This window comes from Salinibacter sp., assembly GCF_042218895.1.
In the GTDB taxonomy this organism is placed as follows: Bacteria; Bacteroidota; Rhodothermia; order Rhodothermales; family Salinibacteraceae; genus Salinibacter.
The window spans coordinates 1-26,999 of sequence record NZ_JBDGQQ010000169.1 but is presented as its reverse complement, the minus strand read 5'-3'; the positions used below and the strand labels follow the sequence as shown (position 1 = coordinate 26,999).

Sequence of the window (26,999 nt, the reverse complement as noted above, 5' to 3'; positions counted from 1 at the left end):
GCGACTGACGCGCGCTCTCCCGCATGGTCCTCCACGTTCTTCTCTTCTTCGTCGGGCTCCTAGTGCTGTATCTCGGGGCCGAGGGATTGGTACAGGGAGCGTCGAGCATTGCTCTGCAGTACGGTATTCGTCCCGTTGTGGTGGGACTTACCGTCGTTGCCCTTGGAACCTCCATGCCGGAGTTCCTGGTCAACTTCTTCGCGCTCTTCGAAGAGGCGTCGTCCCTGGCGATCGGCAACATCATCGGGTCCAACATCTCCAACGTGGCCCTCATCCTGGGTACGTCTGCGCTGGCCCTCCCGATGGTGGTTACCCCGGCCATCTTGAGACGCGAATATCCGGCGATGCTAGGGACGATGGCCCTATTCTACATAGTTGCCCTGGACGGTATTGTCAGCAGCGGCGACGGGGTCCTCATGGTCCTTGTACTGGCAGGCCTAGCGGCCTACGTGTTCTATGACGCGCGCCGGACTACGCAATCCGCCATCCTCGAGGATGTAGAGGAGGACCTGCAAACCGCCGATCCGACAATGTCTGGAATGATGAAGGGGGTGTATCTGATCGGTGGGATCGCCGGACTCGCCCTGGGTGCCCGCCTGATGGTCGTCAACGCCGTGTCCATCGCCAAAATCATGGGTGTTGAGCGCGTCGTGATCGGACTCACGATCGTAGCGGTGGGCACCAGCCTCCCGGAACTTGCAGCGTCAATGGTAGGGGCTCTTCGGAACGAATCCGACCTGTCGGTCGGGAACGTAATGGGAAGCAACATCCTAAACGTTCTCTTTGTCGTCGGCACCCTATCCATCGCCGATCCCATTCCGGTGGCCCCCAACACGCTCGCGATTCATTTTCCGGTCATGCTTGGATTCTGCGTGCTCCTCCTGCCTCTTACCTGGACGACCTACCGCATTTCCCGATGGAAAGGAGGGCTCATGCTTACGGCGTTCATCGGGTACATGACGTATCTCGTCCTACCGCATGTGTGATCGCCGTTGCTGTTCTGGTTCTGGAGCGAAGGTCCTCCTTCTAATTCTCCTGGGGGGGATGATGGGCGTAGCCCAAGCCTCCGCCAACCCTCCGCCCGCCGATTCCAGTGCGGGGGTGGAGAAGTACTGGCTCTTCCTGGACTCGCGCCCAGGAACCTCGGCTGCTGCCCCCGAGGCGCGCTGGACGCGTCCAGTGGCTCGCTCCTACCTGCGCCGACTTCGGGAGCGCGGCATCCGTCCATTGGTGCGGAGCCGGTGGTTGCACGCCGTGAGCGCGAGGCTTTCGCCTTCAGCTTACAACGCCGTCGCGGCGCTCCCCTTCGTCCGCGACCTCCGGCCCGTGGCTTCGCTCGAGAGCGCCTCTCCGTCCCTCCATTCGGGCGGGCCCTCGGTCCAGCAGGGGTCTCCGGACATGCTTGAGGGGGCTTCTGCGCCTCTGCTCCAGCCCGGGGCTTCCCGGGGCCCACTGTCTCATATCAATGCCCTGGCCCCCCTCCGACGTGGCCTCGATGGCCATGGGGTACGCGTGGGCTTTCTGGACGCGCACTTCGGGGGCCTGCGGCATCCAGCCTTTTCTACGCTGCGGGCGGAGGGGCGACTGGCGGCCCTTCGCACGTTCACGGAGAACCGCCAGTCTGGGACCCACGGGACGGGCGTTGCCTCCGTGGCCGTAGGGTACACGCCGGGGTTGCTTGTCGGGCCTGCCTATGGTGCGACTGTGCTGGGGGCAACCACCGAGTACACGCAGTATGAGCGGAACGTAGAGGAGGACAACTTCGTGGCGGGCTTAGAATGGCTCTACCGCCGTGGGGCGGACGTGGTGAACGTGTCGATTGGGTATACCCGGTTCGATGAGGGCCAGCGGAGCTACAGTCCTGCGGATTTGGACGGGGACACGGCGATCACGACCCGCGCCGTGGACCGGGCGGCCCAGCTCGGAGTGACGGTGGTGGTGAGCGCAGGAAACAGTGGCTGTGCCGCCCCGGACTCGTGCTGGTTCTACGTGAACACGCCGGCCGACGCCGACTCGGCCATCACGGTGGGGGCCGTGCGTCCCGACTCGTCACTCGCGTCCTTCAGCTCCCGCGGCCCCACGGCCGACGGCCGCCGCAAGCCAGACGTAGTCGTGCAGGGGCGCGGTGTGCCAGCCGCCTGGGAGGCATCCCGGAATGCACAGGCGCGCACCGGACCGGTAGCCCAAGCGAGATCCCGGTACGCCCGGGTCGGCGGTACCTCGTTCGCCAGCCCGCAGGTTTCTGGAATCGTGGCACAGATGCTTCAGGTGAACCCGTCCCTCTCCCCTATGCAGATCCGCCGGTTGCTTCGGCAGACGGCCTCGCAGGCTGAGCATCCCGACACTACCCGGGGCTGGGGCATCGTGAACGCCAACGCCGCCATTCGGACCGCTGAGTGGAACGCGCGTGCAGACCCGCCTGACAGCCTGCAGGTCTCTGCGCCGTACCACGAGGCCGAGACGACACTGACCGTTCCGGTCTCGGCTCCCGTCCGAACCGCCACGCTGCGACTTTCCCTGCATACCCCTCGCGGTCGTCGGGTGCGGCACGTTGAGCGCTACGCCCACCCCGGTCCGAATCGCCTCACCCTAAGCGTTGGCTCTCTGCCGCCCGGCATCTACCGCTACCAGGTCCGGACCAACGCAGGGCACCGCCGGTCTGGAACGGTGTCTCTCCCCAATTGAGCCTCCTCTGTGCGTCCCGCTGCCGCACCTGTGTTCGATCTCCGAGCGCCGGCGCCTCTCGTTGGCTCTTCCCGAACGCAGCCGACCGAGGTTCATCCTCTGCCAGCCGGACCTGTGACGCGTTGTTGCGGAATCCGTCTCTTCCGAAACCTCCCCCCGGCGCGTTTGGGTTCAAGGATTTCGGTGCCCCACCGGCTGTTCGGTCTCTCCCTCCTTTTTTTGCTGTATGGTGTTCTCGTTCGGCTATAGTCCCTGGTTGCTTCTTCTCTCTCTGGGGGTCGCAGGCGGCCTCACATACTGGAGTTACCGATCCACGACTCCGCCTTTGGGCACGGGCTGGCGGAGCCTCCTCGGCGGACTCCGGTTCGGGGCGCTTGCTCTCATCTGCTTTCTGCTGTTCGAGCCGGTCCTCCAGCAGGTACGGCAGTCCGAGCGCCCGCCCCTGCTGGCCGTGCTGGTGGACGACAGCCAGAGCCTGCGCCTGACGCTCAGCCAGGGCGACGCCCTGACTGAGACGGCGGTGCGGGATTCTCTCCGGCCCGTGCTGAAGACGCTGGACGCGGAGGGGATCTCCGGCAACACTCGGTTCTTTGCGTTCGATCGCACCCTCCGATCCTTCTCCACACCGTCGGCCGACTCCATACAACTTGACGGGGCCCAGACCGACGTAGCGGGAGCACTTCGGTCGGTCCGGGAGACGCTGCAGGGCCAAAACCTGCAGGGCATTGTCCTTGTCTCCGACGGCCAGTACAACACCGGACGCAATCCCCTGCGCGTTGCCGATCGTTCGCCAGTGCCGATCCACACCGTGGCCGTTGGGGACACCACCCGACGCCGGGATCTCCGCGTCCAGCGCGTGACGACAAACGAGCAGGCCTATCTCGACTCGGCCGTCCCGGTCCGCGCCACTCTCGCGGCGGAGGAAGGCGGCGGCGAGACCGTTGCCGTTACCCTGGAGCGGAACGGCACGGTCCTGGACCAGACCGAGGTGCAATTGCCGGAGGGGCGAACCGAGACGCCCGTGGACCTGACGTTTCGGCCCGACGAATCGGGCTTCCAACGGCTTACCGTGCGGGCGACCGAGTTGCCCGGAGAGGTGACGACGCGCAACAATGCGCGGTCCGTGTCTCTGCGCGTGTTGGAGGACAAGCGGCGCGTTCTTCTGCTCGGGGCTGCCCCCTCTCCCAGCCTCACAGCGATCCGACGCGTCTACGAGTCCAGCGCAGACACGGAAGTGATCGCCCGCATCCCCAAGCAGGACGGATCGTTCTACGGAGGCCCCCTGCCGGAGGACCTGTCCGACATCGACGTGGTAGTGTGTGCGGGGTTCCCGAGTGCCCCAGTCCCCGAGGCGCCCGTCCAGCGGATTGCTGGCCTGATTGAGGAGGGAACCCCCGCTCTGTTCTTTCTCAGTCCTCAGACAGACCTCTCCGCCTGGCGCAAGCAGTTCGACGCGGTGCTGCCCGCGACGACCAACGCCACGAACACGGCCTTCACCAAGGCTCGATTTAGCCCTGTGGACGACGAGCAGCAGCATCCAGTCTTTCGGATAGAGGAGGCCGATGTGTCTCAGTTCGAGCGCCTCCCCCCCGTCCGGGTGAGCCAGGCGGACTGGACCCCGACCCCCGACGCGCAGGTGCTGGCCACCGCCTCACTGCCGTCGGCCTCCTCGGCGCCCCCTCTCCTCGTTCTCCGCGACCGCGCCAACCTCCGCACCGCCGTGTTTTTGGGGACTGGATTGTGGCGGTGGACCCTTCTACCCTCAGAACTGAGCTCAGCAGCGCCCCTGTGGCCGGGGCTTGCCTCCAATCTACTCCGCTGGGTGGGGACTCAGGGCAGCGATCAGCCCGTCCGGGTGCAGCCGGTTGCTTCCTCCTTCGAGGGCGGGCAGCCCGTCAAGTTCACAGGCCAGGTGTACGATGGGAGCATGCGTCCGGTCCCGGACGCCACCGTGGAGGTAACCGTGACTGACTCCGCGGGGACGGACTATCCCTACACGATGGAGCCCACCGGCGAGGGCCGATACCGGCTTGCGGTGGGCACCCTGCCACAGGGCACCTACCGCTTCCAGGCCACGGCGCGCCTGGGAGACACCAAGCTCGGCACCGACCAGGGACGCTTCTCCGTCGGGCGGCTGCGGCTCGAGTACCAGTCCACGCGGGCCGACGCCGTGTTGATGCAGCAGATCGCCACCCGCTCCGGGGGCGCGACGTACACGCGGCAGACTGTCCAGCAGTTGCCGCAGGACCTGGCGAGTGCTGCGTCCTTCTCCTCGGAAGTCGTTGAGAAGACCTCCGAGGCGGAGCTTTGGCGGACGTCGCTCTTTATGGTCATCATTCTTCTTCTCCTGGCGGGCGAATGGACCTTGCGCAAGCGCTTCGGGCTCACCTGACCCCCAGTCCCGTGTGTCCCCATGCCTCTTCGGAGCGAATCTATACGGCGCTGAGTCCATACAATAAAGTGTCCGATGATATCACTGCTGGCATGGATGCTACCTCACACGAGTTGAACTGACCCGAATGCTCTCCACTGTCTCCCCGAACGATCCTGACCTCCTTCCCGATCCCATCGCCGACATTGTGGGCGAGGAGCAATCCCTCGCGCAGGTACTCATCGGTGTGCGTCGTCATCTCCACAAGCACCCCGAGGTGGGGATGGACGAACACGATACCTCTCGGTTTATCCGGCGGACCCTTGAGGGATATGGGCTGGACGTGCACGGCCCCATCGCCGGAACGGGGCTTTACGTGGATATCGAGGGCGACGGCACGGGGAGCGCCGTTGGCTACCGGGCCGACATCGACGCTCTGCCCACGCAGGACCAGAAGCGCGTTCCCTACCGCTCCCAGATCCCCAACGTGGCTCATCTCTGTGGCCACGACGCCCACACGGCCATCGCTGTTGGCGTAGCTCTAGCCCTCGACGCGAACCGCTCGGCCATCGATGGCCGCGTGCGGGTCTTCTTCCAGCCGAACGAGGAAGGCCTCCCCAGCGGGGCCCCCCTTATGATTCGGGCCGGCGTTCTTGAGGGGTTGAACGGGGTGTACGGCGTCCATGTCGACCCCAAGCTAGACGTTGGGAAGTACGGGCTCATCGAAGGCCCCGTGACGGCGGCGTCCGATCGGTTCGAGGTCAAGATTCGACAGGAAGGCACCGGGCACTCGGCGCGGCCGCACGAAGGCACCGACACGGTGTGGGTCGCCTCCCAGCTCATGAACCAGTTCTATCAACTGACGGATCGGGTAACCGACCCGCGAAATCCGAGCATCCTCACCGTTACGATGCTTGAGGGCAGCGACGCCCACAACGTCATTCCTGAGCAAGCGGCCTTCGGCGGTACGCTGCGCACGGTGTCCTCCGAGGACCGGGAGACGATTCGCGCCCACATGCGCAGGGCTACCCAACGTCTCAAGGAGGTCCACTCCGTCCACGTCGAGCTCGATTTCGAGGACGGATCCCCGCCGGTGATCAACGACAAGACGGCCCTCCGGAACGTTGCGGATACAATTCGGGAAATCTTCGGCGACCAAGCCATCCACGAAATTCCGCAGTCGAGCATGGGGGGGGAGGATTTCGCCCACTACCTGCAGCACGTGCCCGGGGCCTTCATCCGCGTCGGCACGGCCTCGGGGCCGGAGACGAGCTATCCCCTCCACCACCACCGGTTCGACCTCGACGAGACGCCCCTCGCCCCCACGGCCCGGCTCATGGCTCGCGTCCTCATCAACCACCTTGAGCAGGGCCTCACCGAGGCCGTCGCGTCGGCCCCACCGGACCTCGCAACTGCCGACAATGGGAGGAGCGACGGCCAACAGCGGGCCTCCAGTTCGGAGGACTCTTCGGAACGACGGCACTGAGGGCGCGGAGTTTTTGGAAACCGGGCCGGGAGGCCGCCGTCGCACTTGACGCGGCTTTCCTGGGTCTTTACATTTTTTACCCGTTTCTCTCCGGAGCGCTTTCATTTCCGTTCCTTCTCCGGGCCCGGTTCTCGTTCCTCCCATGCGTCGGCTTGCCCTCGGCCTCCTCCTGGTTGCCTTCCTGACTCGTCTTGCCGTCGGACAGGCCACGTCGGGCGACGTGGTTATCAATGAGATCATGTACGCCCCGACTCCCTCGACGAACGAATTTGTAGAGCTTTACAACCGAGCCGATACGGCCGTCGACCTCAGTCAGCTGGCCCTCGCGGACGCGAACCGCGACTTTACGGTCGTCACGTCGGCGGACACGACCCTCGCCCCTGGGGCTTACGCCGTACTGGTGCGGGATGCGGAGGCATTCCGGGAGGCGTACCCAGACGTGTCGGTCTTCGTTCTCGACGATTGGGAGTCTCTCAACAACGGGGGCGACACGGTGTACCTCCGTCATTCTTCTACGGGCACGTCGCTCGATTCGGTGGCGTACGATCCGGGATGGGGGGGGAGCGACGGCCGATCGCTGGAGCGGATCGATCCGGCCGGGCCCTCGAACAGCGCTCGCAACTTCGCCTCGTCCGAGGCCGACGCAGGGGCCACCCCAGGGGCTCAGAACAGCGTCTACGATCCCGACGAGACGCCCCCAGCCCTCAAGGCAGCGACGCCCTCCCCGGACGGCGACTCCATCACGGCGGTGTTCTCGGAGCCACTTGAGCCGTCGACCGTCTCCGCCACTGCGTTTCGGCTGGAGCCGGCCGCGGCTCCTTCTGTGGTCAGCGCGCAGCACTCCTCCTCGGCCCCTCGTCGTGTGCGCTGCGCACTGTCAGATTCGCTCTCGACGGGGGACTACACGCTGGTCGCGTCCGGCGTGGCGGACCGGCGGGGGAATGTGCTTGAGGAGGGTCGAGCGTCGTTCTCCTTCTTCGTGGCGGAGCCTCCTGCTGCCGGCGATGTGGTCATCAACGAAATCCGGTACGCCCCTGCTACGGCGTCGAACGAGTTCGTAGAGCTATACAACCGATCGGACAAGACCATCGACTTGGGAGCCCTCCAGTACGCCGACGCGGATCGGGACTTCGACCCGGTGGCGCCCCCACTTACGGCGCTCAAACCGGACGAATACGCCGTGCTTGTGCGGGACTCAGCCGCCTTCTCGACCCAGTTTCCGTCCATTTCCTTCCGGACCCCGGCCGGTTGGGATGCCCTCAACAACGGAGGCGATACTGTTGTCTTGCGTCACGGCCCCTCCACGACCACACTCGACGAAGTGCCCTACCGTCCCTCCTGGGGCGGAAGAGACGGCCGATCGCTCGAACGGATCGATCCCCGCGGCCCCTCCGACGTCCCGTCGAACTTTGCCTCCTCAACGGCCCCCGAGGGCGCGACGCCCGGGGCCCAGAACAGTCAGTACGCCCCCGACACGACACCGCCGTCCCCGGTGTTCGCCGAGCAGGTAGGCGAGACCCGCGCCGAGGTGGTGTTCGATGAACCGGTTCAGGCCGGCAGTGTGCGCCCCGCTGCCTTCCGTCTCGGGACCGTGTCCGTCACCACCGCAGCCCGAACGGCGCCCCGGACCGTCCGCCTCACCCTCTCTGAGCCGCCGACGGCGACCACCCTGCAGGTGCGCGACATCCGCGACCTGGTGGGCAACCGGCGCGAGCAGGCCGCGCTTCCCTTTGCGTACCGCCCGTTCCCGGAGGGGCTCGTCGTCACCGAGGTTCTATACGCGCCTCGGGCCGACGACTTCGACGACCAGCCCAATCAGGTCGAGTACGTCGAGCTGTACAATCTCGCCGATCGTCCCCTCACGCTGAACGGACTTTTCCTCACCGATCGCCCCACCGAGACCGGCCGGGCCGACACCACTCGTGCCGGACGACGACGCGCCGTGCTTCCGGGATCGTACGGGGTCGTAGCGGCGGCCCCGGAGGGGGCGACAGCAGTGCAGCGCTCCCAACTGGCCGCCGCGTTTCCAGAAGCGCCTCTCGTGCCGGACTCGGTGGCCTACCTTCCGGTTGATGCTGCGCAGTTGGGACTCCGCAACGACGGCGATCTCATCCGGGTGCACCGCGCCGACGGTGCGATTATGGAGGAGGTGGCGTACAGTCCAGACTGGCATGCATCCGGCCTCGCCGATCGGAAGGGCACGGCGCTGGAACGCATCAGTCCCACGGCCGACGCGAATGCTCCCGACAACTGGACGAGCAGCACTGCGGCGGCCGGCGGCACGCCCGGGGCGCCCAACGCGGTGTCGCTGTCCCCACCAGACGATGCCCCCAGCGCGCCTGGCCTTCGCGTCGCCCCAAGCCCATTTTCCATCGAGCGAGACGGCGCCACTCGGATCCGATTTACCCTAACCGAGGTCCCCAACCTGGTTCGGGTGCGCATCTATGACGCTCGGGGCCGGAAGGTGCGCACCCTGGAGGAGGCCCGGCTCGCGGGCCGTACCGGCGAGCTCGTCTGGAACGGTCGGGACGACGCGGGAGACCGGGTCCGCGTGGGGATTTATGTGGTCCTCCTCGAAGCCGTCCGGGCCGATGGGGGAACTACTACACAACTTAAGGAGACGGTGGTTTTGGCCCGGCCACTTGACTAATCCACGCCGCGCCGATGCGCCGGAGCGCCGAGTTCGGGAGTGTCGGAGTGCCATACTCACCCTTCTCTCCCCCGAACCTCCACTTCCTGAACGGAACAGGGATTTTTGCTCCGTCGTTAGGGACGTGTCGCACCGTCAGTTGTGCTTGCACCAATTCGACCGTCCCATGCCCGATACCGCGACCGCTTCGGACCCCGACACTCAGGACGCTCCCGTCCAGATCAGTCCCAATGCTGCGCGGGAGATCCGGAAAATCATTCGTAAGAAGAACATTCCGGAGGGATACGGTCTCCGCGTTGGGGTGAAGGGGGGAGGCTGCTCCGGAATGAGTTACGTGCTCGGCTTCGACAAGGAGCGCGAGAAGGACCAAGTCTTCGAGGTCGACGGAATTACTGTCTACATGGACAAACGGCACGGGCTTTATCTGATGGGGACCACCATCAACTACCACGATGGCCTCAACGCACGAGGCTTTACGTTCGAAAATCCGAACGCCACAGAGACGTGCGGCTGCGGGGCCAGCTTCGCTGCTTAGTCCCTCCAGCTCGACGCAAGGCCGCGTCCCCCAATGCACGGCCTCCGCCCTCTGTGCGAACCGGAACGAGCACGACCGTTCGGCACCCTGCTTCTCGGTCAGATTGTAACTCTTCTGCATAGTTGGGCGCCACAAATGCTGATGTGCCGAGCGGGGGAACAGAGCCCTCGAATGCACGGTTAGGGACTATCGCGAGTGCTTCATGCAGGGATGTGGAAGCCTCCACTTCCCCCATCGATCTTTGCCTTTCAGGCGCCGATCTGGCGCTCTTTTATCGTTCAATCCACTTGGTATGGAAGGTAATTTCTCGAACCGCGTCCGAGACGTAATCTCCTACAGCCGTGAGGAGGCCGTTCGTCTCGGTCACGATTACATAGGGACGGAGCACCTTCTGCTTGGCCTCATTCGGGAAGGCGAGGGGATCGCCGTCAAGATCCTCCGTAATCTCGGGTGTGACCTGCTGGAGCTCAAGGAAGCCGTGGAGGACACGGTCCGAAGCACCAGCAGTTCGACCTCGGTCGGGAACATTCCCCTGACCAAGCAGGCCGAGAAGGTGCTGAAAATCACCTACTTGGAAGCGAAGCTCTATAAGAGCGACGTCATCGGAACGGAGCACCTCCTGCTGAGCCTGCTTCGGGACGACGAGAACATCGCTGCGCAGATTCTCCAACAAGGATTTTCAATAACGTACGACGCCGTGAGAAACGAGCTAGACTCCATTATCAGTGGTAAGGCATCCTCCTCCAGTGGCAGCAGCGGATCCGGCGGTCGGCTCTCGTCCGGCTACGGACAAGAGAGCAGCGAGTCGGAGAAAAGCAATACGCCGGTGCTGGACAACTTTGGCCGGGATCTCACCGAGCTGGCGGAGGAGGATGAACTCGATCCTATCATTGGACGTGAGGAAGAGATCAAGCGTGTCGCTCAGGTCCTGAGCCGACGCAAGAAGAACAACCCGGTCCTGATTGGTGAACCGGGCGTCGGGAAGACTGCCATCGCGGAGGGACTGGCCGCGCGCATCGTGGAGCGGAAGGTGAGCCGCGTGCTCTACGACAAGCGCATCGTCACGCTCGATCTTGCCTCCCTGGTGGCCGGCACGAAGTATCGCGGCCAATTCGAGGAGCGAATGAAGGCCGTGATGAAGGAGCTGGAGGACAACGACGAGGTGATTCTCTTCATCGACGAGATCCACACCATCGTCGGGGCGGGCGGCGCCTCCGGAAGCCTCGACGCGTCGAACATGTTCAAGCCGGCACTGGCCCGCGGCGATCTCCAGTGCATCGGGGCCACCACGCTCGACGAGTACCGGCAGAACATTGAGAAGGACGGTGCGCTCGACCGTCGCTTCCAGAAGATCATCGTCGACCCGTCGACGCCGGAGGAGACGATCAACATCCTCTCCAATATCAAGCCGTACTACGAGGACCATCACAACGTCCGGTACTCGGAGGAAGCGGTCGAGCTGGCGGTGCAGCTTAGCGACCGGTACATCACCGACCGGTTCCTGCCGGACAAGGCGATCGACGTGATGGACGAGGCTGGCGCTCGCGTGCACCTCTCCAACATCAAGGTGCCCCCCGAAATCCTGGAGCTTGAGGAGAAGATCGAGGAGGTTCAGGAGGAGAAGAACGATGTAGTCAAGAGCCAGCGCTTTGAGGAAGCGGCGCGCCTTCGCGACAAGGAGAAGACGCTCCAGGAGGAACTTGAGCAGGCCAAGAAGAACTGGCGCGAGGAGGCCGAGACCGAGATCCACGATGTAACCTCTGAGGAGATCGCGGAGGTGGTGGCCATGATGACCGGCATTCCGGTCGACAAGATCAGCGAGCCGGAGCAGCAGAAGCTCCTCAAGATGGAGGAGTCGCTCAAGGAGCGGGTTGTTGGCCAGGACGAGGCCATCGAGAAGCTCTCGAAGGCCATTCGCCGCACCCGGGCCGGCCTCAAGGATCCCGAGAAGCCGATTGGGTCCTTCATCTTCCTCGGTCCGACCGGCGTGGGCAAGACAGAGCTCGCTAAGGTCCTGACCGAATACCTCTTCGAGTCGCAGGAGTCGCTCATTCGGATCGACATGAGCGAGTACATGGAGAAGTTCTCTGTGAGCCGACTCGTGGGGGCCCCGCCCGGATACGTGGGCCACGAAGAGGGCGGCCAGCTGACCGAGAAGGTTCGCCGCAAGCCGTACTCGGTGATCCTTCTCGACGAGATCGAGAAGGCGCACCCGGATGTCTTCAACATCCTGCTTCAGGTGCTGGACGATGGCATCCTGACTGACGGCATGGGCCGTCGGGTCGACTTCCGGAATACGATCCTTATCATGACGTCAAACATCGGCACGGACGATATCAAGTCGTTCGGCCAGGGAATCGGCTTCAGTCAGGCTGGTGGAGATCAGGACGACATCGACTATTCCTCCATGAAGTCGACCGTGGAGGACGCCCTCAAGAACGTCTTCAATCCGGAGTTCCTAAACCGGATCGATGACGTGATCGTCTTCAATCCGCTCAACAAGGACAACATCTTCGACATCATCGACATCATGTCGGAGGACCTCTTCGACCGGGCGGAGGAGCTTGGGCTCGAGCTTGAGTTCGACGAACAGGCGAAGGAGTTCCTCACTGACAAGGGCTTTGACAAGAAGTACGGCGCGCGACCGCTCCGCCGTGCCCTCCAGAAATACGTGGAGGACCCGATGGCCGAGGAGATCCTACACGACCGAATTACGGAGGGCGACACGGTCCTCATTACCCACGATGGGGAGTCGGAGGAGCTCTCCTTTGAGGTCGAGAAGGGAGAGGCCCCGACTGAGGACCCGGCGGCTGAGGCGGACAAGGCCACCAACGGAACCGCCGATGCCGAACCCGCGAACGGCGAAGCGGGCACGCCCGCTGATCTTGCAGGAGGTGCGTCCACCGACGGGGACGGTCCTGGAGGGCAGGCCTCCGCCGCGACCGATGAAGAATAGGGCACCGGATTCTTTTCTTTCCTTGCCCTCCGTCCTCTGGGCGGAGGGCTTTTTTATTGCTCCTCCAGCTGCATCGCTCTTCACGGCTCACCCGACGAGCTGGTCTCAAGAACGAGCCGAGCGGTCCGCATGCGGCTTCCCTCCCGCTCAGCGTCTTCCTGGTCGGCACGAACAGACACGGGAATGGGGGCCTGGAACGGGGGCCCGTCGGTCACGACGGTGTGGAAGGCGCCGTGCTCTCCACACGGGTCCACGCCGCCGGGCAGGTCGCGGAGGAACGACTCGTCGTACCGTCGCCCCACGAATGCAGGATCGAGCTGGGTCGTGTCTACGGCCGCAACGACGGCCCGGTATCCTCGCTCCAGAAACCGACGGGCCAACCACGAAGTGTCGCGCTGCCAGAGCGGAAAAAGGGCCTCTGCCCCGCTCGACTCGATGGCCTGCTGGCGGTACGCCCGCACGTCTTCGAGGAAGAGATCCCCTGCGACCACAGTGGTAAGTCCTTCTTCCAACAGTGGGGCCAGCGCGCTGTCGAGCCGGGCCTCGTAGACATCATTCGGGGGACGGGGCGGAACCCGCATGATGTGCAGGGGAATTCCGAGGGCCTCGGCCTGCCGCCGCACAAGTTGAAGGGGCGTGCCGTGCATCGTCACCGTCTCTTTTCCTTCGACGATGGTCGTCAGCAACGCATCGATCCGGCGAGGCGACTGGCTGTGGAGCACGTCGAGGGCAAGGGTTGCATCCTTCCCACTACTCCACATGAGAATGAGGCCGTTCTGGGTTGGAGAATCCGACATGTCGGTACAGGTGAATCGAGGGCGCCCCTGGTAGTGATGAGACAGCTCGTGTGCTCACTGTACGCCAAGGCCGAAACGGCTCGGTTCCGAGAGCCCGAGGGCTCGTGATCCGATGCAAGCGGTGCGGCACCCCCGCAGACAATCTCAGGACGCGTTGTGCTATATGTAAAAGTCATGTGTGCCCGCTTCCATCCGCCAGAAATGGTTACCTTCGTCGCTCCAGACGTGCTCTGGAGCCCATCCAGCCAGACGGGGAGGGCTCGGCGATCGTCAGATGGGCTCTGAGTCAAGCTCAGAGCGACGAAGTGGGCGTGTTTCTGATACGAAGCTTATTTCGAGGGCACTGCACATACTTTGCACTGTAGCACAGGCCGTTCTCAGAATTCTGCGGGAGGACGCGCTCGGCGACGTGCGCGACGATGTCTCCGGCCGCCGATCTTCACTCAGGTGCCGGCCTCGGCGGACACAATGGATTTCCCAAATGCCTTGACGGTCAGGACAGGGCACTGAACGTGCCGGACCACCTTCTCGGCGACGCTTCCCAGGAGGAAGCGATCGAGGCCCGTGCGGCCGTGGGTTGACATCGACACGAGGTCGATTGCCTGATCCTCGACGAATTCCGCGATGCTCGACGGGGCTCCATTCCCCACCCGCACGTGCGTCCGCACCTCGGTGGCCCGGCCGTTCGTCTCCCCGACAAAGGCGTCCAGCTTGTCCAAAACCTTCTGCTCGATGTTCGGCTCGACGTCGTAGACCGACTGTACGCCTCCCACGTAGAACGCCGGATGGAGGTCCTCGGCAACGACGTGGAGCACGTCGAGGGAGGCCCCGTAGAGGGCCGCCCATTCCTCTGCGTGTCGCAGCGCATCTCGGGAGTAGTCGGAAAAGTCGACGGGGACGAGAATCCGGTCGATGGTGTCCGGGGCTGAGGAGGCGCTGTCTTCTCCTCGAACTGTAAGCACCGGCTGTTTCGCCTGACGAACCACCTCCTCAGCGACGCTTCCAAGCAGGATGCGACTCGGCCCGCGACGACCGTGCGTGCCGAGTGCAAGGAGGTCGATCCCCGCCTCGGCGGCATAGTTCAGGATGGCGGGGCCGGGGGATACGTCCCGCCGTACCACTTCCTCCACCGACACCGCGTCGAGGGCCTCGGCCGAGACGTCGCCTTTCTCCTTCAGCTCTCTTCGAAAGGAGTCCAGGTTTTCCCCGGGGGAGGGACGGTCTTCGTCTCTGTGGGGCGCCTCGTGCAAGACTTCAGCGTGTAGGACGTGGAGTTGAGCGTCCGTTCGGGCCGCTAAGTCAAGGGCGTAGCGGAGGGTGCGGTCCGAGACCGACGAGTAGTCACGGGCAACGAGCACGTCGTTAATCGAGAGCATAGGCCGAGAGGCTCGGTTGTTAGGGAGGAGGGCGCAAGGATCAGTACGTAGCCTTGGCGAAGAGGCCAGGGGGAATGTACCTCCTGCCGTTCGTAATGTCCATCCCAGAAAGGTCCCTACGCTTCATGGGTCTCATCTTGGATCCATCTGTGGGGCATGCTCCCACGGATGTGTTGCTGGGGACTTGCCTTGGCCTCTTTCGCAGCGGCTTCAGCGACGGCCCGGGTAGCTGGCCTCTTCCCTCCCCCCCTGTGGCATCAGCCGCCGTGCAGGGACATGGGCTCTCCGCCCGTTGCGGGGACCTCGGGCTCAAGCAGGTAGCGGGGCCGTGACCGACCGCCACGACCTCGCGACGGGCCGGCACCGATGCGGAGCATCAAGAACGACGGGGTGCCCCGTCGCCCCGAGGGACACGATCGGGCGTCTGTCCGGCGAGGGCTTCGGCCTGCTCGATGAGCGTCTCGATCTGGGAGAGCCCCTTCTGCCAGAAGTCGTCGTCCGTCAGGTCCACGCCCATCTGCCCGACGAGGACATGGGGCCAGTCGGCTCCTCCGGCGCGGAGGAGATCGAGGTACTGGTCCGCGAATCCGGCGTCGGCCTCCTCGTAGCGCGCATGCAGGGCCAGGACGAGTAGCTCCCCGAAGGCATAGGCGTACACGTACCCTGGCGTGTGCAGAAAATGCGGGATGTAGCTCCACCAGTGTCGGTAGTGGTCGCCAAGCGTGACGCTCCCGTCGAACATGGCCTCCTGGGTCGCCATCCAATGCTCAGCGAAGCGGTCGGGGGTAAGCTCGCCGTGCTCGCGTCGGGCGGTGTGAATGCGGTGCTCGAACCGGTTCATCGCCACCTGCCGGAAGACCGTGGCAAGGGTGTCGTCGATCTTCGCTACCAGCATGGCAAGCCGGTTGGACGGGTCGTCTTCCTGCTCCATGAGGCGCTGGAAGACCAGCATCTCTCCGAACACCGACGCCATCTCGGCGGTCGTGAGGGGCGTGCCGTGGTGGAAAATGTTCTGTTCGCGGGCGAGGGACTGATGCACCCCGTGCCCGAGCTCGTGGGCGAGGGTCTGCACGTCGCGGGCCTTCCCTGTGTAGTTGAGGAGAACGTAGGGATGAGCGCTCGGCACCACGCCGTGGCTGAAGGCGCCGCTCCGCTTGCCCGGCGCCAGGGCCGCATCGATCCACTCATCATCGAAGAATCGACGTGCAGCCTGCGCCATGTCGGGATGGAAGTCCTCGTAGGCGTGTAGCACGAGGGCCCGAGCCTCGTGCCACTCGTACTCCGTGTCGGCCTCGCGAACGGGGGCGTAGCGGTCGTAGTCGTAGAGCTCGTCGAGCCCCAGCAGTTGCTTTTTGAGCCGATAGAAGCGGGCCACCAGGTCGTACCGCCCGGTCACGGCGTCGATGAGGGTTTCGACCGTGGCGTCGTCGACCTCGTTGGAGAGATTTCGGCTCTCGAGCCAGTGGTCGTAACCGCGCAGCCGATCGGTCGAAGCTTTGTCCGCGAGGAGCGTGTTGAAGACGAACGTCAACGCTCGCTTGCGCTCCTTCAGCCCGTCGGTAAACGCGAGCGCTGCGGTTCGCCGGAGCCTGCGGTTCGGCTCGTAGAGCTTCGACAGGATCTCCTCTTGGGTCAGCTCCTCTCCGTTGAGTTCGAACCGGGCTGCCCCCAGCGTTTCGTCGAAGAATCGCGTCCAGGCGTCTTTTCCGGTGATGCTCTTTTCCGAGAGCACCTTTTCTTCTTCCTCGCTGAGGATGTGATCCTTGCGCAGGAATTCGGTCTCTAAGTAGTGCTGGTACTCATCGAGGGCGTCGTGGGCCAGAAGCGCCTCGGCCCGCTCGTCGTCGAGGGCTGTCCATTCGGTCTCGACGAACACGAGCTTCTGCTGGATGCGCTCCACGGTTTCCCGCACCGACTGGAGGAGAGCCCCGCGTTCCGCATCGTTCGTGTCGGTTGACCAGTGCAGATGGGCGTAGGCGCGGGCCCGGCCAAGGCGCTCCTGAATGCCGGCGAGGGTGCTGAGCGCTTCGGCGAGCGCCTCGGCGCCGAGCTCGCCGATGCGCCCGCGATACCGCTCGGCAAATTCGTCCGCCGCCCTGTCGGCGTCGGACAGATCATTCTGTAGCGCTTCTGTGCTGTCGTACAAGTCATCGAGGGACCAGCGGACCTCGCTTGCGTCCTGGTGCTGCGTAGCCATGTGCGTCGGTGGTTCGTGGGCAAAAGCGTTGAATGGAAGCTCCGGGAGCCTGCCCCACAGGAGTCAGGAACGCTCCTCTCGGGGGCTCAGCAGTCTTGACCGATTGTTCACCGCCGTTCTGTATCACGGGGTCTCGATTACGGTACGGAAAAGGAGCGATCTTCTCTCCAGGACTCCGGTGAATCCGATGTCAACGTCCCCCTTTCGTACCCTTGATAGCGAGACGGACTGGTCGGACGCCCTCTCGCGCTCCGCCGACCAGCCTGTGCTTCTCTTCAAGCACAGCGCAGCGTGTCCGGTGAGCGGGCAGGCCGATCAGGAAATGCAACAGTTGGCCGAGGAGGAAAACCTTCCCGTCTACAAACTCGTCGTTCAGGAAAGTCGAGCCCTGTCCGACGAGATTGCCGACGTGCTCGAGATTCGCCACGAGACGCCTCAAGCCATTCTCCTCGAGGATCAGGAACCGGTGTTCAACACGTCGCACTTCGACGTGACCGCCGACACGCTGCTCGAGGCCGTTCGCTCTGTGGATCACTCGCACTAACCCTTCCCCATGCGTCGCCTCTCAGCTACCGCCTGCCTTTTCGGACTGATCGCTCTCCTGGTCGCGTGCGGGGGAAACGATGATCAGAACGTCTCTTCGTCCTCGTCGAGTCGCTCGTCGCCTTCGCCGGGCGCCGGCGCCCGCGCCGAGCAGGTGCAGGACGTGACGCCCAAACCAGTCCCCGACCTAACACTCAAGACGCTAGATGGACGATCGATCCGCCTCGCCCAGCAGGAGGGACGGGTGCTACTCATCAACTTTTGGGCCACCTGGTGCGGCCCCTGCCGCAAAGAAATTCCAGACCTCAAGGCTCTCCACTCCAAGTTCAACTCGAAGGGGTTGACCGTCATCGGGGTCGCCCTCGACCGAAAGGGCCGTGAGGTGGTGAAGCCCTACGTTGAGGAGCAGGCGATCGACTACCCGATCGTAGTTGACTCGGAGGGCACTGTGGAAGCGGCATTCGGGCCAATCCGCGGGCTCCCAACCACAGTCGTCGTTAATGCCAACGGTAAAATCACCAAGCGAATCTTGGGGCTTTTTCCCACGGACCAGATGAGACCCGTGCTTCGAGAGCTGCTTGCGGCGGGCGGTGCGTCCTCCGGCCCGACAGGACCGGGAACGGGACCCACGAGCTAATCCTGCTCGTCCTCCTCCTCATCTTCGCGCTCCTGCTCCATGAGATAGTCCTCAAGGCTGCCAACCACGACTCGAGTCTCCTCGTCGACCTCAACGTCTTCGACATCCCCGGCCCGGATGAGCTTCTTGATCTTTTTCCGATCAATTTGCTTGAGGATGCGGCGCGCTTCCGTCCGGCTCACGACATCGTCCCGGTAATCGGCGGCAAAGTCCTCCAGAAAGTCCAGTGTCTCATCCGTGAGATCGATCATCCGGATCTCCTCGTTCGAGTCGGACAGGGACCAGTAGAGATCCGCGTCGATCAGGTGCCGATCAGTCCAACGAACGATCGTTTGCTTCGAAAGTTGGAGGTGTTCGGAAAGCTCATCCAGCGGCATTGTCTTCGGCTGCCGCGAAGTGGTGGATCGGTCGGGCACAGTATGAATCCGGTGGGATTTCAAGTGTATTGAGCTTTTTTGCATGGAGATGGGTCGTTTTTGTTCCCCATCTTTTCGTCGTCACTTCGTTGCGTTTCGTCCCTGCTCGGCGTACCGCCCCAATGACGTCTCCCCGTTCGAAGGAAGATTGGAAGGCCCGGATTGCGCCTCACCTCTCCACGTCTCTCCGGGCTGCCAGCGACCAGATTACCCGAACCAACGCTGTGCAAGAATGGCTCCACGACGCGTCGATGGAGGCCGCCGAGGGATTAAGGGGCGTATCGGGGATGCAGGGCGAGATGCAAGGGTACATGCGCATGATGAACGCGCTCGAAGACCGATTTCCGGAGCTCTTGGAGGCGGTCGACCAGCTTACAGAGGGCTGCGGACAGGTGGATCTGCACTGGCGTCCAATGAACCCGAACTACAGCCGGCTCTACATCGACTTCGACCGTGACTTCACAGTGGCGGTGTTCGAGCGGCTCGACGAACTGACCCCTGAGGCGGCCCGCGCCGCCGTCCAAACGGTCGCCGATGCGCTGCCGGAAGGCTCACCGTTTCCGAATCGTCCCAATACAGTGACCGGTCTTGCGGCCTTCGACGGGACGTGCGTGGGCGTCCAGGTGAACGAACACCTGGGCGAGGACCACCAGCAGCGGTACCGCGACGTGAGCCTTCTGCCGGACAGCCGCAACGACATCGACAGCCTGTCCCTGGACGACGCCAGCATGCGCCTGGTTCAGTTGCTCGCCCCCGCCGACTCCTCACCGTCGGCCTGATCAGTTGCGGAAGGTCCGGACAGCGGGACCACTTCTCCGACGCCCTGAACCTCCCATCCCTCCTCGTTCTCCTCCCGAACAAACCACAGCCGAGCCCCGGGCTCGAGGAACTCGCTCAGGAATCGGGCAAGTGTTTGGGGCGCCACGTTTGCGGGGACTTGGTCGCTCACGGTCTCAAGGCTCCCGTCGCGTACCCGGAAGTAGCCGAGAGCGAAGGGAAGCGGCCCGTCAGTTTTCGTGCTAAGCGCTTCGCGGTACACCTGGCTCTCTGCCCGTAGCGACTGGACGAGCTCAACGGCGAGCCATTCTTTTTCTCGTCCCCCCACCCGATGATGGTGCCGCCGCTCAAACATCTTGCGCACCAGATCGTCAAGCGCCTCGCGTTGTTCAGGGCGCACGGTGGCGTTCTCGACACGGCACTGGTAACGATCAGGCATTGTGGCGTTCACTGCGGGTTCGAAATCATCGGTGGGGTAAGGCGGTAAAAGAACGTCGTCTCACGTTTTATGTTAGAACAGCCCGTTGAAAGCTCAGTGCCAGCACGATAGAGGAAGCGGTTCCTTCTGTCAGGCCGGGGAGGACGTACCTGATCTTCTGTACAGGGCCGCTGGGCGCTCGTGCCGGGCGGTGTTCCAGCCATCAGTTGTATGCTCAATTGGTTCCTGAAACGTGTCCGCCACACCCGACACGCCGGGCTTGCCCTTCGGATTTACCTGTGGTGGGGACTTTTCCTGCGTGGTGCACTGCTCTTTGCACTGCTTACCCTCCTGATCGCACAGGGGAACTTTCTGGCCAAGTGGCTGCTGACGCTCCAGCTCCCGTTCGTTCCTCGGGCGGATGTGGAGGAACTGACCGTCATCTCATATGCGAGTTTATTTCTGGCGCTAAGTGTTGGGAGCGCGGCGCGGTGGGAACTGCTCCGACGCCTGGATGAGACGGAGCCGATCTTGACGGAGGACCCGTCGTCGGAGAGCAGTTCGTCTCCCGATCAAGAACCGGAGCCGGTGCAGTAGCCATCGGCGGGTCCCGGCTCAACTGATCGCTCCAGCCCACGCCCCCGGCCATTCGGCCGTAGCATCGCCGATCTACGAAGACCCTGAGTCGGGCTCCTCGACCGGCAGATCGGGCAGCAGACCCATCGCCCGCAGCAGACCCGCGAAGTCCCAGAGGTGCATTGCCTCGACGATTTGCGCCTCCTGAACCGTGAAGAGTCCGGCTCCCCCGACGGAAACCGACTGGTGTGTGGCCGGAATCTGGAGGAAGGTCCCGGTATGTGCGGCGTCCAACGTCCAGAAGACCGTCACGCGTGGGGGATCGGCAATGCATCGGTGTACGGAAAACGAGGACTCCGAAAACGCCAAGAGTCCGGCCCGAATTCCCTCCAGCGCCTCCTCACACCCTAGCGTGAGTGCCGACCGGGTCACGTCTACCCCCCGGTACGAAGGATGGATGAGGCGGGAGGCCTGCTCTACGTCGCGGGCATCGAGGGCGTCGAAGAGGGCCTGGACAACCTGTGTGGGAGTGCTCGAGGACATCACGGAGACTTCTGAGCGATAGGAGGGCAACGATCACCCTGCAAGATAGGCCCTGTGGCTCGGGCCCAACAGGGCAATCGATGTTCATTTTGCGCCCAAAATCACAACGATGACGTTACAGCACTCGTCTCTTCCTCAGTTCGCCGACGAGGACAGGCGCTGTGACGTGCTGATCTCTTCGTCCCAGAGGATCTCCGTTATTCGCTCAACTCCACGATTAAGATGACGGCGAAACGTACTGAACGGCACCCCCAATTGCTCGGCGGCCTTCTCCTGGGTAGGCGCGGGCTGCACGTAGGTCCGATGCACAGCCTTGTGGTATTTTTCGTCGCGCGGGTCCCTGGCCAGGTCTTCGGTGGTCTCTTCAAGAAGCGTCTGGAGGGCGTCGATGCGCGCAGGTTTGCCGTCGTCGTCCCCGACCTCGTCCGATACGACGCGTGAATACAGGAGGGGATTTTCACGCAACTGGTCAGGACGATGGAGTTGTTTTAGTGCATCGGTTACGGCCTCCGCGAAATCCGTCCGGCTAAGCACGATGAGGCGATCGTCGGAGGAGGACGCGGCATCCGTGGTCACCTCGAACCCCCGGTCAGCGAGCTGGTCGAGCCACTGGCCTGGGGGTGATGCCCGCCAGTCGTGGCCGTACAGGGCGTAGGTGTGAGGTCCTACCTCTCCATCGGCCCCTTCTAGTCGCGTCATGCCCGCATAGGCAAACAGCTGATCCCAAACCTCTGGCTCCCGGCACACCAGTACGGTAAACGCCAGATTCGGGGTACTGAGGTAGTGGCGCACCTGCCGGATGAAGATGAGACTCTGAACCGGGGAAATATCTTGGTAAGAGTCGCGCGCCGTCCAGAAGCGAAATATGGACGCCCGTTCTCCAGGACGGAGAGGGGCACGAGCCTCCAAGTACTCCCACGCCTGCGTTGCCACGGGGTCTTCGGCCCGATCCGTCGCGTCCATCTCGTCCAGGAACAAAGTGAACAGAAACCCGACCGGGGTTCCCTCTGGGGTACGGTAGACGCGCACGCCCTCCGGTTGTCGATCGAGCCAGTGCTTCAATATCTGAGCCGACGCCTTTCCCTCGTGCTCCTCAATCATTTGTACGAGCTCCGACGAGTCGTCCGCGTCCAACTCGTCTTCGAGGAGGCCATGCGCCTCGGACCACTGCGATCGGAGCTGATCGAAGAACGGCTGTATGAGCGGATGATCCCGGAGCAGAAACGTGAGATCCGTCAGCACGTCCGGCACCTCGCGGTCCGGGACGTCCTTGAGCCGATCGATGTAGAACTGGCGAGCGCGCTCGTGGAGGTCGTCGTGCCACTCCGGGTTGCGCCAGCGCAAGTCGGCCGCGAGGGCATCGCGGGTCAGGTCGTGCAACTCAAGTCCTCGCTCGCCGGGCGACACGAACGACAGTCCCTGCAGCCATTCGAAGAGCGCGTGCACGTTCGGCGTGTCGAGCGTCGCTTGTAGGAGGGCTTCCGTCGTGTAGGGCACGAGGGAGGCGGCCTCCAGCGCGGCGCGATGCGCGGGGCTCGGGACCTTCTGCACGAATTGCCCCACGAGCGTCTCGACGATGTCGGGGTGGGTCTCTTCCGACTCGAACGTTGAGTCCCCACGCTGCTCCATGAGGTCCGCTACCAGCGAAAGGGCCAGGGGATGGCCGTGCGTGAAGTTCAGAATGGTCTCGTGCTCCGATGTCGGCACGTCACGGCGCTGGAGAAGAGTCCGTCCGGTCTCTCGGTCGAGGTTGCGCAGGGGAATGATCTTGACGAGGGCGCGCCAGCCGGGATCTGTGCGCCACTCAGGAGCAGGCTCACTCCGTCCCGCGAACACGAAGAGGACGTGCTTGGGAAGGTCGGGGAGAAACTGGGTCCGCAGCCACCCGTCGAGGGCCTCCAGAGTTTCGTAGGCGTCGACCAGTACCGCCGTCCGCTCCCCGTGAGCCGCCAGCGCCGACAGGATGTCCGTGTCATCGTCGATCCCGATTTTGTCCCGGAGGGCAGCCCGGAACGCTGTGGGTGTTGGCTCCACATTCTGGACATCCAGCCTGTATGCCGGAACCTCCTCCTCGTGGCAGCACCGCTCGAATGCCTGAAGGAGGAGGCTCTTGCCCACGCCCCCAGGTCCGTGCACGTGCATGACATTGAACGGCAGTGCATCTGCCGTAAGAGCGAACCGAAATTGCGCACGCTCTGCGCTCCGCCCTACGAACAACTGGCCGCGGGCGGTGCGGAGACGGTCGGAAATCGACGACATGCGTGGAACGGGGACGACGTCGGAAAGCACTGTCAGAAAGGCACTTGTCGTACTTTTCAAGACCGGCGTTGTGTCCACCAAAGCACGAGCAGAGAAGTGCATCACGTCCACTTTCTCCGTCGAACGGAGGTCAATTCCGCCCGATAACACAAATATTACGCTTCTGGGCACTGAATGAGCATCGTTTGGTCTGGTGGGTGAGCATGTTTGGCGGGTACACTGGGAAGCGCATCGACAGGACGGCGCGTCGGGAGCCTGGACGGAGGCCCGAGCGAACACGGTCTTCTTCCGGGCCCCCATGCCCGCCACCGTCACACATCCTCGCCCGGGCGGGCCTCGACACCGCTCGGCGGTCGCCTCAATCTTGCACCAGTGAACTGATTCCCATGTCCGATTCTACCCCGTCTCAATCCGCAGGACCGGCGTCCCGTCGCCAATTTTTGCAGCAGGTTGGGGGCGCCGCCGGCCTTGCGGCCCTGGCCGTTACGGGCTGCGATAGCAATGGGGGGATGTCCAACGACACTCCCGAAACCGTGACGCTCGACTTTTCCGACGACTTCGGCGTGCTGGACTACGCCTACGCCCTTGAGCAGCTCGAAGCGGCCTTCTACGCGACAGCCACCGCCAACTTCTACGGCGATCTGTCATCGGCAGAAGGCCAGTATTTCCGGGATATAGCGGCCCATGAGGGGATCCACCGCGACTTTTTTGCCACGGCCATCCCGGCGCTCGGGGGCGAGCTGATTCCCGACCTCGAAGTCGACTTCAGCGGCATCGACTTCAACAACCGAGACCAAGTACTCTCAACGGCGAAGCTCCTCGAGGACACGGGTGTTTCTGCCTACAATGGCGCCGGAATTTTCCTGGAAGATCCAGAGCTGCTCGCCGTAGCCGGGAAAATCGTGTCCGTAGAGGCGCGCCATGCCGCTTCTGTTCGGTCGTTGGTGAATCCCGGATCGGCCGACTTTGCCGGTAATGACGTCGTGGATCCACAGACCGGTCTCGATGTGTCCACGGCGCCGTCCAATGTCCTGTCGGCCGTCGCAGACACTGGACTCGTCACGACCCAGCTGGAGGTGACGAACGTCAGTTAAGCCTTCCTCCGCTCTTCCTCGATTTTCTTCGTACCAATCTCTCGATGCTCATGCGTTTGCTTGATTTCTTTTCGGTCAATACCGACGACACTGTGTCCCGCCGAGAGGCCCTCGACCAACTCAAGTCCGTTGGTCTCAGTCTCGCCGCGGTGACAATGCCGCTCGCGGTGCTAGGCCGCTCGAATCGGACGTTTGCCCAGTCGACGTCCGATCCCGTCGACATCCTCAACTACGCCCTCACGCTCGAGTACCTGGAGGACTCCTACTACCGCCAGGGACTCAACGCCAGCAATCTCGTGACGGGCGACGCCCGCACCATCTACGAGCAGGTTTCGCAGCACGAGAGTGCCCACGTCGCCGTCCTGTCCCAGACAATCGAGGACCTCGGTGGGGATCCGGTCTCCTTCTCCGACGACGATTTCGACTTCACGGCCGGCGGCACCTTCGATCCGTTCAACGACTACCCCACGTTCCTTCTGCTTTCGCAGGCCTTCGAGGACACGGGAGTCCGCGCGTACAAGGGCCAGGCCCCGAAGATCGCCGGGAACGATCTGCTGACTCCCGCCCTCCAGATTCACTCCGTGGAGGCGCGCCACGCCGCCGAGGTGCGCCGTTTTCGCACCGCAAAGCAGAGCGCGTCGATCAAGCCGTGGATTACTGGCTCCGAGTCTGGGAGCGCCCCCGACGCGGTGTACGCCGGGGAGGGAAACGCGACGCAGGCCGGCATCTCGTTGCAGTCCCTCGGCGATTATTCATCGGCTGAGGCTACCGGTGCCTACGACGAGCCGCTGTCGAAGGCCGACGTGGCCGGAGACGGTGGCATTGCGGCACCTTTCTTCGCTTGATTCGTACTCCTCGGGGTAGCACCGAAACACGGGCCTGCGTGGCGTGCTCATATCCGCTCAGCTCCGGTGCCCAGCGTTTCTCCCTGGATCTCGGATCCGCATTCTCACTCGTGTTCTTGCGATCTGCCGTGTCCATGACTCGTTCTCTCCGCCGCGGTCTTCACGTTGCTGGTGGGGTGGCCCTGGGCCTGCTGCTCTTGCTCGGGACCGCTGCCGCCCCCGACGCGCTCCGGATCGGTCACTTTTCGATGGCCGATGCCGACTCGAATGGCCATCCGGTGGAGTGGCGCCCCATCAGCTTCTCCGACGTCGACGAAAAGACGCGCTACCAGCTCGTGCAGCGGCCCGTCCAGGGCGACACGACGACCGTCGTCCGGGCCCTCAGCGACGGCGGCGCCTCCGGGTTGGTGCGTAGAATGCGGATTTCTCCGGACCAGCACCCGATTCTCACCTGGCGCTGGAGGGTGAGCAATGTTCTTGAGGACGGAAATGCTCGCAAGAAGAGTGGAGACGACTACCCAGCGCGGATCTACGTGTCATTCGATTACGATCCGAGCAATCTCGGATTCTTCGACCGGGCCAAGTATGAGGCGTTGCAGGCCCTTGGGTACGATCAGATTCCGACTCGTGCACTCAACTACGTTTGGGCCAGCACGGTCGAGACGGGCACGGTCCTGCCGAACCCGTTCACCGACTGGGTGCAGATGATTCCGGTCGAGAGCGGATCGGCGAAGGTGGGGACGTGGGTTCGAGAGCAGCGTGACATCCGGGCGGACTACCGCGAGGCCTTCGGAGAGGACCCACCTCCCATCAACGGCGTCGCAATCATGACTGATACCGACAATACCGGCGGGGCGGCGACGGCGTACTACGGGGACATTGTTGTTCGAAAGCAGCCGGGGGCCCGGTTGGACACGATCGGGCACATGGAGGCGCCAACCCTGCAGCCGGAATGAGTGTCGGGCTAGATTTCAAGCGACCGATCAGGCTGTTCTGAGTAGCTTCGGTCCGCGCGGCATGGGCATCCCGGGACTCTTTCCTCAGCAGCAACGAGCCGACTCTCGGACTCAAGGACAAGTATCACGGAGAACGTCTCGGCGCCGTAACGGCCTGCCGCTCCTGCAACGAGATTGCCACAAGTTGGAGACATGCGGACATTACGTCGGGACTCGGCGTTTTTCTTGCTCCATAATTGCCCAAGGCGACGGGAGTAGAACGACTGAGTTTGCACGCATGTTGGCACCGTGATGCTTGATGCTTTGGCCGCAGGAACCTGGCAGCCGATGTACCTGGGATACCTGATCGGATTTGTTCTCGCGACGGTCGCCTGCCTGGGAGCCGCCTGGCGGGCCCGGCAGGTCCCCTACCTCGACACCCGCCGCGGGCTGGTGGCCTTCTTTCTGGCAAGCGGGGTGTGGGCAGCTACCTACGTCGGATTTCTTCTCGTAAGCTCGGCCCTGGCAAAGAACCTCCTCTACCAGGCGAGCTTGATTGTCGGCTTTTCGGCCGTCTGGGCCTGGCTCTGGTTTTGCTCCGCGTACAGCGGACGTGGGCTTCACCGCAGCCGGGCGGTCCGCCGGTTTGCCTACGCCGTGTTTGTGGCGGTTGCCACGCTGAAGGTGACCAACCCGTGGCACGGTCTCTACTACAGTCTGGAGCCGAGCGGAGGTGCGTTCGGACTGGTCGTAAGCCACGGGACGCTCTACTGGGTCGTGATGGCCCTCTCTTACGCCCTGGCCTCGGCCGGCTACCTGATGCTGTTTGAGCTCTTTCTCAAGACGAAGACCCGTACGGGCCCGCTGGCAGTGCTGACAGGGCTTACGGCCCTGCCGGCAATC

General features: G+C 63.5%; 22 protein-coding genes. 15 read left to right on the top strand and 7 right to left on the bottom strand.

What is annotated here, in order from left to right; translation table 11 throughout:
- The first annotated feature begins 23 nt into the window (after positions 1 to 23).
- The 7 genes from ABEL04_RS13980 to ABEL04_RS13950 all read left to right on the top strand — a co-directional run bounded on the left by ABEL04_RS13980 (position 24) and on the right by ABEL04_RS13950 (position 12,683).
- On the top strand, positions 24 to 986 hold the full coding sequence (locus tag ABEL04_RS13980) for a calcium/sodium antiporter (protein WP_375803012.1): 963 nt from the start codon (positions 24 to 26) through the stop codon (positions 984 to 986).
- A gap of 61 nt (positions 987 to 1,047) precedes the next feature.
- Complete coding sequence (locus ABEL04_RS13975; protein ID WP_375803011.1) at positions 1,048 to 2,685, top strand: S8 family serine peptidase; 1,638 nt, start codon at positions 1,048 to 1,050, stop codon at positions 2,683 to 2,685.
- 325 nt (positions 2,686 to 3,010) lie between these two features.
- Positions 3,011 to 5,077: a hypothetical protein gene (locus ABEL04_RS13970; RefSeq protein WP_375803010.1), complete on the top strand. Its 2,067-nt coding sequence runs from the start codon at positions 3,011 to 3,013 to the stop codon at positions 5,075 to 5,077.
- A 127-nt stretch (positions 5,078 to 5,204) separates the two neighbouring features.
- Complete coding sequence (locus tag ABEL04_RS13965; RefSeq protein ID WP_375803009.1) at positions 5,205 to 6,542, top strand: amidohydrolase; 1,338 nt, start codon at positions 5,205 to 5,207, stop codon at positions 6,540 to 6,542.
- 142 nt (positions 6,543 to 6,684) lie between these two features.
- On the top strand, positions 6,685 to 9,192 hold the full coding sequence (locus ABEL04_RS13960; RefSeq protein ID WP_375803008.1) for a lamin tail domain-containing protein: 2,508 nt from the start codon (positions 6,685 to 6,687) through the stop codon (positions 9,190 to 9,192).
- A 166-nt stretch (positions 9,193 to 9,358) separates the two neighbouring features.
- Positions 9,359 to 9,727: a HesB/IscA family protein gene (locus tag ABEL04_RS13955; RefSeq protein WP_375803007.1), complete on the top strand. Its 369-nt coding sequence runs from the start codon at positions 9,359 to 9,361 to the stop codon at positions 9,725 to 9,727.
- Between the two features lie 292 nt (positions 9,728 to 10,019).
- A complete protein-coding gene (locus ABEL04_RS13950) occupies positions 10,020 to 12,683 on the top strand; it encodes an ATP-dependent Clp protease ATP-binding subunit (RefSeq protein ID WP_375803006.1) in 2,664 nt (887 codons plus the stop codon).
- A gap of 80 nt (positions 12,684 to 12,763) precedes the next feature.
- Here the strand turns inward: ABEL04_RS13950 and ABEL04_RS13945 are convergent, their stop codons facing one another.
- The 3 genes from ABEL04_RS13945 to ABEL04_RS13935 form a co-directional block, all read right to left on the bottom strand.
- Positions 12,764 to 13,480, bottom strand: a complete 717-nt coding sequence (locus tag ABEL04_RS13945; RefSeq protein WP_375803005.1) for a hypothetical protein — start codon at positions 13,478 to 13,480, stop codon at positions 12,764 to 12,766.
- A 443-nt stretch (positions 13,481 to 13,923) separates the two neighbouring features.
- Positions 13,924 to 14,856, bottom strand: coding sequence for a universal stress protein (locus ABEL04_RS13940; protein ID WP_375803004.1), 933 nt, complete (start codon positions 14,854 to 14,856; stop codon positions 13,924 to 13,926).
- A gap of 376 nt (positions 14,857 to 15,232) precedes the next feature.
- A complete protein-coding gene (locus ABEL04_RS13935; RefSeq protein WP_375803003.1) occupies positions 15,233 to 17,053 on the bottom strand; it encodes a M3 family oligoendopeptidase in 1,821 nt (606 codons plus the stop codon).
- Between the two features lie 187 nt (positions 17,054 to 17,240).
- Here ABEL04_RS13935 and ytxJ point away from each other — a divergent pair, with 187 nt between their 5' ends.
- Both ytxJ and ABEL04_RS13925 read left to right on the top strand, forming a co-directional pair.
- Positions 17,241 to 17,597 (top strand): bacillithiol system redox-active protein YtxJ, encoded by a 357-nt coding sequence (ytxJ, locus tag ABEL04_RS13930; RefSeq protein ID WP_375803002.1) that lies wholly within the window; start codon positions 17,241 to 17,243, stop codon positions 17,595 to 17,597.
- A gap of 9 nt (positions 17,598 to 17,606) precedes the next feature.
- Positions 17,607 to 18,233, top strand: a complete 627-nt coding sequence (locus ABEL04_RS13925; RefSeq protein ID WP_375803001.1) for a TlpA family protein disulfide reductase — start codon at positions 17,607 to 17,609, stop codon at positions 18,231 to 18,233.
- On the opposite strand, the gene ABEL04_RS13920 is transcribed toward ABEL04_RS13925, so the two are convergent.
- Positions 18,230 to 18,649 (bottom strand): hypothetical protein, encoded by a 420-nt coding sequence (locus ABEL04_RS13920; RefSeq protein WP_375803000.1) that lies wholly within the window; start codon positions 18,647 to 18,649, stop codon positions 18,230 to 18,232. The genes ABEL04_RS13925 and ABEL04_RS13920 overlap by 4 nt on opposite strands.
- Positions 18,650 to 18,771: 122 nt before the next feature.
- On the opposite strand from ABEL04_RS13920, the gene ABEL04_RS13915 reads away from it, so the two are divergent.
- Complete coding sequence (locus ABEL04_RS13915; RefSeq protein WP_375802999.1) at positions 18,772 to 19,428, top strand: hypothetical protein; 657 nt, start codon at positions 18,772 to 18,774, stop codon at positions 19,426 to 19,428.
- Here the strand turns inward: ABEL04_RS13915 and ABEL04_RS13910 are convergent.
- Entirely contained in the window at positions 19,389 to 19,865 is a 477-nt protein-coding gene (locus ABEL04_RS13910) for a hypothetical protein (protein WP_375802998.1), read from the bottom strand. The genes ABEL04_RS13915 and ABEL04_RS13910 overlap by 40 nt on opposite strands.
- A 210-nt stretch (positions 19,866 to 20,075) precedes the next feature.
- On the opposite strand from ABEL04_RS13910, the gene ABEL04_RS13905 reads away from it, so the two are divergent.
- Complete coding sequence (locus ABEL04_RS13905; protein ID WP_375802997.1) at positions 20,076 to 20,441, top strand: hypothetical protein; 366 nt, start codon at positions 20,076 to 20,078, stop codon at positions 20,439 to 20,441.
- A gap of 72 nt (positions 20,442 to 20,513) precedes the next feature.
- Here the strand turns inward: ABEL04_RS13905 and ABEL04_RS13900 are convergent, their stop codons facing one another.
- The gene (locus ABEL04_RS13900; RefSeq protein WP_375802996.1) at positions 20,514 to 20,963 is read right to left on the bottom strand and encodes an ester cyclase; all 450 of its coding nucleotides are present in this window, start codon (positions 20,961 to 20,963) and stop codon (positions 20,514 to 20,516) included.
- Positions 20,964 to 21,098: 135 nt separating this feature from the next.
- A complete protein-coding gene (locus tag ABEL04_RS13895; protein ID WP_375802995.1) occupies positions 21,099 to 23,222 on the bottom strand; it encodes an ATP-binding protein in 2,124 nt (707 codons plus the stop codon).
- A gap of 386 nt (positions 23,223 to 23,608) precedes the next feature.
- On the opposite strand from ABEL04_RS13895, the gene ABEL04_RS13890 reads away from it, so the two are divergent.
- From ABEL04_RS13890 to ABEL04_RS13875, 4 genes are all read left to right on the top strand, one after another.
- Complete coding sequence (locus ABEL04_RS13890; protein WP_375802994.1) at positions 23,609 to 24,316, top strand: ferritin-like domain-containing protein; 708 nt, start codon at positions 23,609 to 23,611, stop codon at positions 24,314 to 24,316.
- Positions 24,317 to 24,366: 50 nt separating this feature from the next.
- Entirely contained in the window at positions 24,367 to 25,161 is a 795-nt protein-coding gene (locus ABEL04_RS13885; RefSeq protein ID WP_375802993.1) for a ferritin-like domain-containing protein, read from the top strand.
- 134 nt (positions 25,162 to 25,295) lie between these two features.
- The gene (locus ABEL04_RS13880) at positions 25,296 to 26,117 is read left to right on the top strand and encodes a DUF3047 domain-containing protein (protein WP_375802992.1); all 822 of its coding nucleotides are present in this window, start codon (positions 25,296 to 25,298) and stop codon (positions 26,115 to 26,117) included.
- A 291-nt stretch (positions 26,118 to 26,408) separates the two neighbouring features.
- Positions 26,409 to 26,999 (top strand): histidine kinase N-terminal 7TM domain-containing protein (locus tag ABEL04_RS13875; RefSeq protein ID WP_375802991.1); only part of this gene is annotated, 591 nt, incomplete at its 3' end.

What these genes read in the sequence shown, in the direction of transcription:
- ABEL04_RS13980 (WP_375803012.1), top strand. Translation starts at nt 24, where the DNA reads ATGGTCCTCCACGTTCTTCTCTTCTTCGTCGGGCTCCTAGTGCTGTAT.
- ABEL04_RS13975 (WP_375803011.1), top strand. Translation starts at nt 1,048, where the DNA reads ATGGGCGTAGCCCAAGCCTCCGCCAACCCTCCGCCCGCCGATTCCAGT.
- ABEL04_RS13965 (WP_375803009.1), top strand. Translation starts at nt 5,205, where the DNA reads ATGCTCTCCACTGTCTCCCCGAACGATCCTGACCTCCTTCCCGATCCC.
- ABEL04_RS13960 (WP_375803008.1), top strand. Translation starts at nt 6,685, where the DNA reads ATGCGTCGGCTTGCCCTCGGCCTCCTCCTGGTTGCCTTCCTGACTCGT.
- ABEL04_RS13955 (WP_375803007.1), top strand. Translation starts at nt 9,359, where the DNA reads ATGCCCGATACCGCGACCGCTTCGGACCCCGACACTCAGGACGCTCCC.
- ABEL04_RS13950 (WP_375803006.1), top strand. Translation starts at nt 10,020, where the DNA reads ATGGAAGGTAATTTCTCGAACCGCGTCCGAGACGTAATCTCCTACAGC.
- ABEL04_RS13945 (WP_375803005.1), bottom strand. Translation starts at nt 13,480, where the DNA reads ATGTCGGATTCTCCAACCCAGAACGGCCTCATTCTCATGTGGAGTAGT.
- ABEL04_RS13940 (WP_375803004.1), bottom strand. Translation starts at nt 14,856, where the DNA reads ATGCTCTCGATTAACGACGTGCTCGTTGCCCGTGACTACTCGTCGGTC.
- ABEL04_RS13935 (WP_375803003.1), bottom strand. Translation starts at nt 17,053, where the DNA reads ATGGCTACGCAGCACCAGGACGCAAGCGAGGTCCGCTGGTCCCTCGAT.
- ytxJ (WP_375803002.1), top strand. Translation starts at nt 17,241, where the DNA reads ATGTCAACGTCCCCCTTTCGTACCCTTGATAGCGAGACGGACTGGTCG.
- ABEL04_RS13925 (WP_375803001.1), top strand. Translation starts at nt 17,607, where the DNA reads ATGCGTCGCCTCTCAGCTACCGCCTGCCTTTTCGGACTGATCGCTCTC.
- ABEL04_RS13915 (WP_375802999.1), top strand. Translation starts at nt 18,772, where the DNA reads ATGACGTCTCCCCGTTCGAAGGAAGATTGGAAGGCCCGGATTGCGCCT.
- ABEL04_RS13910 (WP_375802998.1), bottom strand. Translation starts at nt 19,865, where the DNA reads ATGCCTGATCGTTACCAGTGCCGTGTCGAGAACGCCACCGTGCGCCCT.
- ABEL04_RS13905 (WP_375802997.1), top strand. Translation starts at nt 20,076, where the DNA reads ATGCTCAATTGGTTCCTGAAACGTGTCCGCCACACCCGACACGCCGGG.
- ABEL04_RS13900 (WP_375802996.1), bottom strand. Translation starts at nt 20,963, where the DNA reads ATGTCCTCGAGCACTCCCACACAGGTTGTCCAGGCCCTCTTCGACGCC.
- ABEL04_RS13895 (WP_375802995.1), bottom strand. Translation starts at nt 23,222, where the DNA reads ATGTCGTCGATTTCCGACCGTCTCCGCACCGCCCGCGGCCAGTTGTTC.
- ABEL04_RS13890 (WP_375802994.1), top strand. Translation starts at nt 23,609, where the DNA reads ATGTCCGATTCTACCCCGTCTCAATCCGCAGGACCGGCGTCCCGTCGC.
- ABEL04_RS13885 (WP_375802993.1), top strand. Translation starts at nt 24,367, where the DNA reads ATGCGTTTGCTTGATTTCTTTTCGGTCAATACCGACGACACTGTGTCC.
- ABEL04_RS13880 (WP_375802992.1), top strand. Translation starts at nt 25,296, where the DNA reads ATGACTCGTTCTCTCCGCCGCGGTCTTCACGTTGCTGGTGGGGTGGCC.